The organism is Paraburkholderia caribensis, from assembly GCF_002902945.1.
Taxonomy (GTDB): Bacteria; Pseudomonadota; Gammaproteobacteria; order Burkholderiales; family Burkholderiaceae; genus Paraburkholderia; species Paraburkholderia caribensis.
Window position 1 is genome coordinate 1,721,976 of sequence record NZ_CP026101.1, and the last position, 11,561, is coordinate 1,733,536.

The 11,561-nt window shown below is 64.2% G+C and carries 9 protein-coding genes; 3 read left to right on the forward strand and 6 right to left on the reverse strand.

The window, feature by feature from the left end:
- Positions 1 to 50: 50 nt before the first annotated feature.
- Positions 51 to 2,240 (reverse strand): NHL repeat-containing protein, encoded by a 2,190-nt coding sequence (locus tag C2L66_RS07655; RefSeq protein WP_098021533.1) that lies wholly within the window; start codon positions 2,238 to 2,240, stop codon positions 51 to 53.
- Positions 2,241 to 2,761: 521 nt separating this feature from the next.
- Between C2L66_RS07655 and C2L66_RS07660 the strand changes: the two genes are divergently transcribed.
- The 3 genes from C2L66_RS07660 to gmd are packed head-to-tail and all read left to right on the forward strand — an operon-like array spanning position 2,762 to position 5,666.
- Positions 2,762 to 3,847 (forward strand): acyltransferase family protein, encoded by a 1,086-nt coding sequence (locus C2L66_RS07660; protein WP_060600917.1) that lies wholly within the window; start codon positions 2,762 to 2,764, stop codon positions 3,845 to 3,847.
- Complete coding sequence (locus C2L66_RS07665) at positions 3,844 to 4,626, forward strand: SGNH/GDSL hydrolase family protein (protein ID WP_060600914.1); 783 nt, start codon at positions 3,844 to 3,846, stop codon at positions 4,624 to 4,626. Before C2L66_RS07660 ends, C2L66_RS07665 begins: the two co-directional genes overlap by 4 nt.
- Complete coding sequence (gene gmd, locus C2L66_RS07670; RefSeq protein ID WP_036005339.1) at positions 4,623 to 5,666, forward strand: GDP-mannose 4,6-dehydratase; 1,044 nt, start codon at positions 4,623 to 4,625, stop codon at positions 5,664 to 5,666. The genes C2L66_RS07665 and gmd overlap by 4 nt, the downstream gene beginning before the upstream one ends.
- 55 nt (positions 5,667 to 5,721) lie before the next feature.
- On the opposite strand, the gene C2L66_RS07675 is transcribed toward gmd, so the two are convergent.
- From C2L66_RS07675 to C2L66_RS07695, 5 genes are all read right to left on the reverse strand, one after another.
- Positions 5,722 to 7,077, reverse strand: a complete 1,356-nt coding sequence (locus C2L66_RS07675) for a HipA domain-containing protein (protein ID WP_060600911.1) — start codon at positions 7,075 to 7,077, stop codon at positions 5,722 to 5,724.
- Complete coding sequence (locus tag C2L66_RS07680; RefSeq protein ID WP_060600908.1) at positions 7,077 to 7,346, reverse strand: helix-turn-helix domain-containing protein; 270 nt, start codon at positions 7,344 to 7,346, stop codon at positions 7,077 to 7,079. The genes C2L66_RS07675 and C2L66_RS07680 overlap by 1 nt, the downstream gene beginning before the upstream one ends.
- Positions 7,347 to 7,666: 320 nt before the next feature.
- The gene (locus tag C2L66_RS07685; RefSeq protein ID WP_060600906.1) at positions 7,667 to 8,827 is read right to left on the reverse strand and encodes a glycosyltransferase family 4 protein; all 1,161 of its coding nucleotides are present in this window, start codon (positions 8,825 to 8,827) and stop codon (positions 7,667 to 7,669) included.
- A gap of 49 nt (positions 8,828 to 8,876) precedes the next feature.
- A complete protein-coding gene (locus C2L66_RS07690; RefSeq protein ID WP_060600903.1) occupies positions 8,877 to 10,106 on the reverse strand; it encodes a glycosyltransferase family 4 protein in 1,230 nt (409 codons plus the stop codon).
- Positions 10,107 to 11,561 (reverse strand): glucose-6-phosphate isomerase, encoded by a 1,455-nt coding sequence (locus C2L66_RS07695; RefSeq protein WP_374727113.1) that lies wholly within the window; start codon positions 11,559 to 11,561, stop codon positions 10,107 to 10,109.

Sequence of the window (11,561 nt, forward strand, 5' to 3'; positions counted from 1 at the left end):
TTCTGGTCAGTCATAGGTTTGGGTAGCGTGTGGGTGGAGAAGCGTCGTGTTTATGTCTTCGATGCAGGTTTCCAGCGGTACATCAGCACCTTGCCGCGCGCGTCTTCCTCGACGAATACGAGGTACTCGCCGTCGTCGCGGCGCGACGCGCTGATGCCGTTGGGCACGTCGACCCAGCCCGATGCGTGGCCCACTTCCGGCCCCGGCTGCATCGTGCCGACAGGCGTGCCCGTCTCCTTGTCGTAGACGTGGACGGTGCCGACGGGCTCGACGGCGAATACGTATTTGCCTTCGACGGTGAGGCCAATCAGCGTCGAGACGGGCTTCGCTTTCGTGTCCCACGGCAGCGGCAACGTGTAGCGCGCAACAGGGCTGCCGCTCGACCACTTGTCGTAGCGCACCATCACGCGGCCCACTTCCTTCCAGAAGCCGCGGTCGAACGGCGCTTCAGTTGTGTAGCCCGTCACATACATCGAATCGGTTTGCGGGTCGTAGATCGCGCGTTTGATTTCGCTGAACGGTTGCGGCACCGGGTATGAGGTCATGTCCGTGTACGAATAGACGGGGTTGCCCTTCGCATCGAGACCGCCGAAGCGGAAGCGGTTGATGCCCTTTGAATCGCGCGCGCGCCAGATGTCGCCGTTGGTGTCGACCCACCAGCCCCAACCGCCCGCGAGGTGCGTGCCCGTCGTGTTCGGCGTGAACTCGTCGGCGTCGAAGCGGCCGTTGCCGTTGCTGTCGCGCCAGATCCAGTCGCCGCCCTTCGGCGCATTCGGCACCTTCAGCACGGCGCGCTCGCGGCCCGCGATAAAGCCCGAGGGCGTCGCCGTCTCGCCGTCGCGGCCGCCGTCGAAGCGATAGATCTTCAGATGGTCCGCGTACATGTCCGTGAGGAACAGGAACGTGCGGCCCTTCAGCTTGCGGGCGATGGGCAGGCCCGGCCACTGGTCGGTGTTGAAGACGGGATCGTCGGGATACCTGAAACGGTTCGTCAGGAAGCCCGCGTAGGTCCATTGCTGGCCCGCCGGCTTCGACAGATCGAGCGTGAAGCGCTTGTTGCCCGTGTAGACGCTGTCGGGCCGCGACGGGTCCATCCACGCGCCATCGACGAACAACAGCCCTTCGACCTGCCACACGCGCCTGCCGTCGGGCGCATAGCTTTCGAGCGTCGCGCCGAGGCCCGCGCCCGTCGGCTCGAAGCGCGGACCGATGCCGTTGGTCGAGACGTAGACGTTGCCGCGCGCGTCGACGCCGACGCCCGTGAGTCCGTTGAAGCGCTGCGGTCCCGGCTTGCCTGCGACGCCCGAGAAAATGCCGCCGCGCTCGCCGAGCGTCGCTGTCAGCGCATAGCCGCCGTCGCGCTTGCCGAAGAACAGCACCTGCTGACGCGGACCGTTATCGGCGATCAGCACGCGGCCTTGCGGATCGGTGGCGATGTCGACGGCGACCGTGTCGGCGGGCAGTGGCAACTCGTCTTTCAGGCGCTGGCCGTTGGCATCCAGGTGCGCGACTTTCGGCTTGTCGCCGAGCGTGCTGGTCAGCACCCATAGCGTGCCGTCGCCTGCGCGCGCGATGCGCCCCGGTTCAGGCACGCCCCATTGCGCCTTGCGCTGCATCGATTCGGCGTCGTACACCTCGATGCGGTTCTGCGACGTGTTCGACGCATAGAGCGTCGTATCGCTTGCCGCGAGCCCGTTGATGTCGCCACGCGTGCCCGTCGGCACGTCGTTGACCATTGCGAACGCGGCGGCCGCCTTCGCATGCGGATCGAGGCTGCTCACGGCGGGCTGGAACGCGGCGACGCGCTTCGTATCGCCGATCTCGCGCCGCGAGATGCCGTACCACTGGCGGCCCTTGTCCGGCCAGACACCCTGGCCGGTGAGATGCCCCTTCTCGTTGCCGACGCCGACAGCCACGTACGCATAACGCTGGTTGATCGCGATCGCGTTGCCGCCGCTGTTGCCCCAGCCATGCGTGCCGCCCGCGAAGCCGAGCATCTTGCCATTCTGATAGACGCTCGCCTCCGCGCCGCTCTCGTCCCACGGCGCGTTCGTGTAGACCTTGCCGTCGGGCGAGACCGCGAGCGCCGTGATGTTGATCTGCGTCCACGCACCGTCGCCGAAGCCGAAGGTATTGCCGATCCATGACGTCTGCACGTTCAGCGCGGGTTCGGCGAACGCATGCAGTGTCGCGAGAAGGGCAAACGCGCACATCGCGCGGGCAAGCGTGAGTCGGGACAACGCGAGTTCTCCAGTCGAGGCGAAACGAAGGCGGGCGATGACGGTGCGCTATCGCCGGATGCAATGTGGAAATTCGAATGGCAGCGCAATGCGCGCAGTGGCGTTAATGCGCATTGATCCAATCAGCGCTTAACGGTAAGTGCAAAGAATGAAGGACGAAAATCGCAAATAATTCAAAATTATTCGTCGGTTGAATCGCACGAAAAGAAATCGGAAAAAAATTTGCTCCGCATTTTTTTCGGGAATTTTTTGCTTGAAATCAGCTGCGATTTACCGATCCCACGATCGGAACCGGACTTCTTACCGGCTCGCGCCGCGACTATGTATCGAGGTGTAACCGGCCGTATGCAGGTATGAAAATCCGCTTTCCGTTATTCAAATCAATTCGTTTATTTCATTCTTGTTTTTTAGGGTTTTTATTTACCTAGAATCAAACCCGCTTTTATCGTCTTCATGGTGATCGCCTCGCGACACCGTGCATGGCCCATTGACTGCCGCATCAGGCGCATACACGGACGCTCATGACAGCCAGCACCCTGCCCGCCCCGCCCTCTCACCAGCGACGCATCGTCCAGCTCGACGGCTTGCGCGCGATCGCCGTGCTTGCGGTGTTCGCGCAGCATGCGCTGAAGGCGCCGCTGTGGATGGGCGTCGATCTGTTTTTCGTGCTAAGCGGTTTTCTGATCACGGGCATCCTGCTGGACCGCAAGGCGCGCCATCAATCGTATTTCAGCTACTTCTACGCACGCCGCGCGCGCCGCATCCTGCCGCCGTATCTGCTGCTGATGGCGGTGTCGTCGCTGCTGTTCGGCTTCGGCTGGGCGCAGCACTGGGAGTGGTATGCGTTCTTCGCGACGAATATCGGCGATGCGCTCAACCAGAGCGGCCATGACAGCCTGAACGTGCTGTGGTCGCTCGCCGTCGAAGAGCAGTTCTACATTGTCTGGCCGTTCGTGATCCTGCTCGTGCCCGAGCGCGCGCTTGGCTATGTCGCGGGCGCGCTGATCGTGCTGGTTCCCGTGCTGCGCGCCGTCGCGACGCCGTGGTTCGATTCGTTCTGGCCGATCTATTACCTGACGCCGTTCCGCATGGATCTGCTGGCGGCGGGCGCGCTGCTCGCCGTTGCCGTGCGGCGCGATGCGAACGCGCTTGCGCCCTTCAGGCTGCTGGCCGTGCTTGGCGTGTGCGTCGCGCTGGCCGTGCTCGCGTGGCTGCATCTGCACTATCCGCGTTTTCGCGCGGCCAATACGCCGCTGTCGAATGCGGGGCTGTATAGCGTGTCGCTGTTGCTGTGCACGTCGGTCGTCGTGATCGCGCTGCAGAGCAAGGGCATCGTCAAGCGCGTGCTGTGCAATCCCGTGCTCGTCTATATCGGCACGATCAGCTACACGATCTATCTGATCCATCTGAGCGTTCTCTACGCGCTCTGGCCGCTGCATTTCAACCGCTACGTGACGGCCGCGCTCGCGCTCGCAATCACGCTGGCTTATGCAAGCGCATCGTGGTTCGGCTTCGAGCGGCGCCTGATTCATGGCGGCGCGACACGTGGCCAACAGCCAGACGCCGTGTTGCACGCGGCACGCGAAGCATCGAGGACTAGCGCATGACGCGCGCGCTGCTGCTGCGTGTCGCGCCGTACGTGCTCCTGTGCGCGCTGACGCTCGCGCATGCGCAAGAACGCGCGCAGCCCCAGGTGCTGATCGAAGCCTACGGCGACTCGACCACGCTCGGCATTTCGTGCAGCGACGGCCGCTGCGGGCCACGCGCCGAGAACGCGGTGACGTATCTGCAGGACGCATTGCGCGCGAAATACGGCGCGCGCGTATCGGTCGTGAATGACGGCGTCGGCGGCACGATGGCGACGCAATTGCGCGACGGCACGGGCCCGGGCCGCAACGGCCCGTGGAAAGACCGCCTGGCGGCGTCGAATGCGCAGATCGTCACGATCAACTACGGCATCAACGAAGTGATGCACAACCAGACGCCCGAGCAGTTCTATCAGGCCGAAACCGACCTCGTGAAGACCGCGCAGGCGCTCGGCAAGCTGCCCGTGCTGCAGACCGCGAACCCGATGCCCGATGGGCGTCTGAATGCACGGCTCGCAGCAATGGCCGCCATGACGCGGCGCGTCGCGGCCGAACAGCAGGTCCCGCTCGTCGACCACTACGCGCAAATCTCCGCGATGGCCGACTGGAAGACCCATATGTCCGACGGCGCGCATCCGAAGCCCGAGCTGTATCGCGTGAAGGCGCAGCAGGATTTTCAGGTAATCGATCCCCTCGTGCGGCGCGTGTCCGGCGTCGCAGCCGACTCGACGCGCGAGCCGCCGCGCGCCGCATCCCCTCTTCACTCCACTTCCGACAACCCGACGAGAGGCAACTCATGACCACACAACGCAAGGCTATTATCACGGGCGTATCCGGCCAGGACGGCGCCTATCTGACGAAACTGTTGCTCGGCAAGGGCTATCAGGTTACAGGCACGTATCGCCGCACCAGCTCCGTCAATTTCTGGCGGATGGAAGAACTCGGCGTGATGGACAATCCGAATCTGCAACTCGTCGAGCACGATCTGACCGACGCGGGCTCGACGCTGCGTCTGCTCGACACCGTGCAGGCCGACGAACTGTATAACCTCGCGGCGCAGAGCTTCGTCGGCGTGTCGTTCGACCAGCCTTCGACGACGGCGCAGGTCACGGGCGTGGGCGTGCTCAACCTGCTCGAAGGCATCCGCACGGTGAATCCGAAGATGCGTTTCTACCAGGCGTCGACGTCGGAAATGTTCGGCAAGGTGCAGGCCGTGCCGCAACGCGAGGAGACGCCGTTCTATCCGCGCAGCCCGTATGGCGTCGCCAAGCTGTTCGCGCACTGGTCGACCATCAACTATCGCGAGTCGTATGGCATGTTCGCGACGAGCGGCATCCTGTTCAATCACGAATCGCCGCTGCGCGGCCGGGAGTTCGTCACACGCAAGATCACCGACACGGTCGCGAAGATCAAGCTCGGCAAGGCCGATGTGCTCGAACTCGGCAATCTCGATGCGAAGCGCGACTGGGGCTTCGCGCTCGAGTACGTGGAAGGCATGTGGCGCATGCTGCAGGCGGATGAACCCGACACCTACGTGCTCGCGACGAACCGCACGGAGACGGTGCGAGACTTCGTGAAGATGGCGTTCGCCGCTGCCGGATACCAGCTCGAATGGTCGGGCCGCAACGAGAACGAAAAGGGTATCGACGTGCGCACGGGCAAGACGCTGATTCGTGTGAACCCGAAGTTCTACCGCCCTGCCGAAGTCGATCTGCTGATCGGCTGCGCGGACAAGGCGCGCGACAAGCTCGGCTGGAAGCCGGAGACCACGCTCGAACATCTGTGCAAGATGATGGTCGAGGCGGATGTTGCGCGGAACCAGAACGGCGTGTCGTGCTGATAGTGCCTTCCCGCCGCTGACAGCAAAAGGGCGCGTGAAGCGCCCTTTTGCTTTTCTAAAGCAGCTTGCGATCGACCTGCGGGACCATCGGGGCGAACTGCAACAGGCGCTCGGCCTGCACGCCGATGAAGTCCGAGATGGTATGCACCAGCGCGCGTTCGTCGCCGACGTAGGCGTCCGAGCGCGCCAGTGCGGGCGCGAGCGCCTTCGCGGCCTGCGCCATGCGCGTCATTTCGCGGCCGAGAAAGCGTGGCAGCGTGCCCGTTCGCCGCGCGAAATCCGCCAGTGCGAACGGCGTAATTTCATCGAGCCGGAATACGTCGCCATAGCCCATCGCCATGTCCTGCTCGACGCGCTCGCCATAAGCATTGACGGACACCAGGTCATACAGCGGCGCAGGTTCGAGGCCGCCGCCGTGCATGAAAAAGGACAGGTTTTTTCCGTGTGCGTCGCTGTTGCCGATCAGCAGTTGAAACAGCGCCCACCGGATCATGAAAGTGCGCGCGGCAGCGGGATTGTCGAGATGCCGCTGAAGCGCGAACAGTTTTTCGAAGCTCACACCTTCGCGTATGTTGCGCACGTCCGGCGTGTTGCCGAAATTCCGCTCGTATTTGAACGTGACGGGTAGATCGAGTGCCTGGCAGCCGTCGATCACATGGCGGCGGCGCACCGCCTGAACGGACTCGCCATCCGACGGGTCCCGCTCGACCGTCCGGTCGAACCGCCCGATCAGCAGGATCGGCTCGGGAATGCGACGGATCGAAACGGGCGCGGTCGGCAGTCCCATGCGGGACGCCAGCGTCATGCAGTAGTGCTCGTTGGCGACCATGCAGGGTGTCACGGGGCTGCGCGATTCCGGTTTCAGGATGTGCGTCGAACTGAGCGGTCCGTCGGCAAGCGCGATGCGCTCGCCTTCCACCAGTACTTGCAGCTTGTCCTGATAGCCCGCTACCGACAGACGGACCTTGCCGTCCCACACAGGGAACGGAATCACGTCGCGTTCGCGGATGCGCTGGCTCAGTTCGTCGGGTGAAATTTCCCGGCGCGCGGGCGGCCGTTCTTGCGGGGGAACGGGGTTGCCGTCATCGTCCGCGGCGAGAAAGCTCAATGCGCCGACGGGCTCCTTGCCGAGCATCCGGATCAGCCCATAGGTGTTGTCTTTCGACACCTGATACACGACCGACGCGACATCGAGTGCCCGCCCTTCCGGCAACAGATTGGCGATGAATCGATGCACGGCGCCCGCCGGCGGCTCGTCGCCTGACAGCGGGATGTGTGGAGACAGCGGAAACGCATGCCTGCGCGCGGGCCAGTGTGTGTCGTACGCGAAGCGGTAGAGGCTTTGTTGCGCGTCGAAGTCGAGGCGGCCGACTGCGCCTTCGTGAGCCGTTACGTGAAGGGCATGAGGCATCAGGACGCCTCCGGCGGCGTATCTGAGGCCGTGTTCGGGTTGAACGGTTGGACGGCATCGAGCACGGCGCTGGTTTGCTGGTTCGTAAAAACCAGCATGTTGAGGCCGAGACCGTTCAACACCTTGAACACCTTGTCGAGACTGACCGACCGGCCGTTTTCCAGACGCGATAGCACGTCTTTGGAGATGCCGAGCATGTCGGCGGCGTCGTCGATGCGAAGCTCGCTTTGCGCACGCCGGTTGCGCACGAGCCGGCCCAAGGCTGCCATGTCGTGAGCCAGTGGATTGACGGCCGTAGGTCGAGGCAAGGTGCGAGCCATAGTTCCGGTATTTCAGGAATAAACCGTCCTGCGAACGCCGCAAGACGAATAATTACGAGAATATCGGAATTATGAGGAAAGAGCGTGTGAACTGTCAATAGTTCTGATTTTTCAGGAATTAAGACTCGCGCGAGATAGGAAGGTCAATAATTCCTTAAATATCGGAATTATAGCGACCCGATGCGCGAGACCTGCCTCGCCGCCGGGCGCGCCGCAAAAAGAAAGGGACGGCTCGCGGCCGTCCCTCCCCTGATCGCTCTCTATCCGCCCTACGCCGCTGCCTGGATCGCCTCGTTGTACACGGCCGCAACCCGCTTCGCGATCACCGGATTGTCGAAGTTGGCCCGCGCATACGCCCGGCACGCATCCGGGTCCGGCAACCGGATCGTTCCATCCAGCGCCTTGCCCAGGCCCTCGGCGATCGCATCCGCGCCCGTCGAGGGCAGCACGAGATCCTGCGACAGCCCCGCCACCGCTTCCGGCAGCCCCCCCACGGGGGTCACCAGCACGGGCGTTCCCGACGCCAGCGATTCGACGGTGATCAGCCCGAACCCTTCGAGCGCCACGGTCGGCACGACGCTGATATTGGCCGCGCGATACAGCGCGGCCAGATGCTCGTCCGGCACGAAGCCGAGCAGCTTCACGTTGTCGCCGAGACCGGCATCGTCGATGCGCTGCTGCAACTCCTGCTGCAAGCGCCCCTTCCCTGCGATCAGCAGCAGCACGTCCGGATTGCGGCGCTTGACGACCTTCACGGCATCGATCAGATCTTCGAGACCCATGCGCCGCACGAGCCGCCGCACGGCCAGCACGATGGGCCGGCCCAGCGGCAACTGCAGGCGCAGCCGCGCTTCGTTTTGCGTCAACGGCAGATTGAACTGGTCGACGTTCACGCAGCCCGGCACGACGCGCACGCGGTCGGCGGGAATGCCGTAGCGCGACGTCAGAATGCGGCCGAACGCATCGGACAGCACGATCAGCCGCGACGAACGCGCATACACGGTCTGCTCGAGATAGCGCTTGGCGCGCTGACCGAGCGAGTCCGCGCCTTCGACATGACTTTCGTCGGCCCACGGTCCCTGGAAGTGGGACACCTGCGGAATGCCGCGCATCGCGTCGAGACCCGGAAAGGTGTACAGCGCGAAGTGCGACGAGATCAGGTCGGGACGCTGCTCGCGAATCTCGCGGCGCAGCGCGCGGCGCGCGGCCATCAGGCGCAGCGGCAGCGATTGCGCCGCTGAGCCGAAGCCCTGGATCGCGCCGTTGGTGTCCTGCGCGACGCGCGCCGAGCCCGCCACGACGCCGCGCACTTCGACGCCCGCGCCGGGCAACGCGCCGATCAGCGAGTAATACATGCGGTCGAGACCGCCCGCGCGCTCGGGAAACCAGTGCATGCCGATCTGCAGCGATTTGATGGAACGAGTGGTCATGGTGTGTGCTTTCCTTGTCGTTGTCGATGTGCGCATCGAGCGGTGCGCGTCACGCGCGATCCGCGCGTTGCGGGCCCGCGAGCACATTCGGCGCCAGCGCTTCGGCGTCGTTGTCATTGAGGTTCTTGGTGCGGCGGCGGTCTTCGCGCTGCCCCGCAATCTGCCGGTACAGCGCGATGTACTGCTGCGCCATGCGCGCCCAGCCGAAGCCCGTTGCGAGTTCGTTGGCCGCGCGGCCCATCGCGAGCCGTTGCGCGTCATCCGATGCGAGACGTCCCACGGCTTGCGCGAGCGCCTGCGGATCGTCGGGATCGTCGAGCACGATGCCGCATTCGGGCGTGATGATCTCCGCCCCGCCAGCCGTGTGCGCCGTCACCACCGGCAGGCCCGCCGCCATCGCTTCGAGCAGCGACAGGCTCATCGCCTCGTAGCGCGACGGAAACACGTACGCATCGACGGAATGCATCAGCACGGGCATCTCCTTGACGAGACCGAGAAAATGCACGCGATCCGCGATGCCGAGCGCTTTCGCCTCTTCCGGATACGGACTGCCCGGCAGATAACCCGCCACCGCCATATGCACGTGCTCGGGCAGATGCTTCAATGCCTTGAGCACCGTGCCGAGGTTCTTGCGCGGCGTGCGCAGATCGCCGACGAACAGCAGCAGGAATTTGTCCTCGGGCAACTTGAAGCGCGTGCGGTCGCCCTGCGCGGCGGCGAAGCCCTGTGTATCGACGCCGTTGTAGATCACGTCGAGCCGGTTGCGCGGCGTGAGACCGATCGCGGCAATCTCCGTTGCGACCTTCTGCGACACGGCCGTGATCACGCGCGAGCGCCGGTATGCCCAGCCTTCCAGCACGGCATTCACGCGCGTATAGACGAACTGGTACGCGGACCACAGCCCCTTGCTCAAACCGAACGGGTAATACTTGCTGTTGAACCAGCCGCTATGGACGAAGTGCGCGGTGTTTACGTCGGCAGGCATCCACGTGATGAAGCCGTTGACGTGCAGCACGTCGTATTCGGCGCGGTGCTTGCGCAGCCACCACGCGCTCTTCAACGCGAACACCTGCTGGCGCAACAGATTGGTCGGCCAGAAGCGGCCGATTTTCACGGGCGCCCAGCGCACCAGCGGATGTTCGAGCAGTTCGGGCGCGACATGCGAGGCGACCAGCGTGACCTCGATGTTCTCGTCGAGCGCCGCGCGCGCGATCTCGTGATTGACGCGGCCCTGCCCGTCGTTATGACGCACTACGTGCGTGACGATGGCGACTCTCAATCAGTGGCCTCCAGGAAAGAATGATTGGCGGCGCCGGTTCAGCTTCTGCCAGTGCGCCGCGGAAATAATCGAAAACACGCCCATGAAGAGCAGCAGGCCGCCCGTGCCGACGAGCGAATTGGTGAAGACGAGCATCGCGAAGATCGCCAGCGCGAGCGACAGCGAAGCCGAGGCGAATTTGTCGTCGCGCAGCTTGAACGAGGCGCGCAGCGCGCGCAGCAGCAGCCAGATCACGCCCGACATGTACAGCAGCGTGCCCGGCCAGCCGAGCACGAACGGAATGTTCATCACGCCGCTGTCGAAGTTGCCGTACTGGCCGAGCTGGCCGCCGTCGTTCGACAGCTTGGTCGAGGTGCCCGTCGCGCCCAGCCCTTCGCCCGTCACGTCGGTGAACGCGGTTTTCGCGAAGGTCGCGTAGAACTCGTTACGCGCGGCGTAGCTCTGGTCGTCGTGCAGATTGACGATCGTGTCGAGGCGCGCCTGCATCCGCTCGGCGACCGGGCCGATGGCGAGCAGCGGCACGCACAGGCCAACCAGCAGCACCGCGCTCGCGACGATCCGGATACGCACCTTGTTGTTCGACTTGGCGAGCTGGATCAGCATCGCGATGACCCAGCCGCCCCACGTCGAGCGCACCAGTGAGAGACAAAAAGACAGGAAGCCGAGCGCGCCCGCCACCCAGCGCACGCGATGGTTCGCGGCCATCACGTAGACCATTGCGCCCATCATCGCGAGCGCGAACGGACCCGATGAATTCATCGTGCTGAATACGCGCACGCCGAACGGCACCGGGTCGCCCTGCGAGTTCATCTGCGAGCCGAGCATCCACAGCGCGTCCCACTGCGGCATGACGAAGAATTGCACGAGGCCGTAGCCGCCCATCAGCAGCATGCCCCAGATGAAAGTATTGATGATGGTCTCGCGGAACTCCGGGTACTGGCGCGAGTGCGCCATGATGTGAAAGCCGATCAGGATCGGATAGACCCAGTTCGCGAGGTCGTACAGGGCCGCCAGCGGGCCGCTGGAGACGACGCCGATCATGAAGGCATACGCAAGCCCTGCCAGCGCCAGCAGGACGGGCAGACCGCGCCGTTGCGCGAGCACGGGGTAGAAGCGGATCAGCGACAGCCCGCTGATCATCGTCACGGCGAGGGGCGCGACCTGGATCAGGCTGGTCGGCGTGAACGCGCCTTTGGACCAGTCGGCGAGACGCCGCACTTCCGGGCTCAGGAACCACAGCCACCACATGTAGCCGACGTACTTCGCGGGCGCCTTGAAGTACAGCCAGAAACCCACGGCGATCGACAGCACCGGGAACGCGAGCGTCAGCACCGTGCCCTGATGCGCGACGATCAACATGACCGTGACGAGCCACAGCAATGCGGGCGGCAGCCACTCGCTCTTCTGGCGCCTTTCGCCCTTCATGCTCTTGACGGCGCGCGCGGCGCTGTCCAT

What these genes read in the sequence shown, in the direction of transcription:
- C2L66_RS07660 (WP_060600917.1), top strand. Translation starts at nt 2,762, where the DNA reads ATGACAGCCAGCACCCTGCCCGCCCCGCCCTCTCACCAGCGACGCATC.
- C2L66_RS07665 (WP_060600914.1), top strand. Translation starts at nt 3,844, where the DNA reads ATGACGCGCGCGCTGCTGCTGCGTGTCGCGCCGTACGTGCTCCTGTGC.
- gmd (WP_036005339.1), top strand. Translation starts at nt 4,623, where the DNA reads ATGACCACACAACGCAAGGCTATTATCACGGGCGTATCCGGCCAGGAC.
- C2L66_RS07675 (WP_060600911.1), bottom strand. Translation starts at nt 7,077, where the DNA reads ATGCCTCATGCCCTTCACGTAACGGCTCACGAAGGCGCAGTCGGCCGC.
- C2L66_RS07680 (WP_060600908.1), bottom strand. Translation starts at nt 7,346, where the DNA reads ATGGCAGCCTTGGGCCGGCTCGTGCGCAACCGGCGTGCGCAAAGCGAG.
- C2L66_RS07685 (WP_060600906.1), bottom strand. Translation starts at nt 8,827, where the DNA reads ATGACCACTCGTTCCATCAAATCGCTGCAGATCGGCATGCACTGGTTT.
- C2L66_RS07695 (WP_374727113.1), bottom strand. Translation starts at nt 11,561, where the DNA reads ATGGACAGCGCCGCGCGCGCCGTCAAGAGCATGAAGGGCGAAAGGCGC.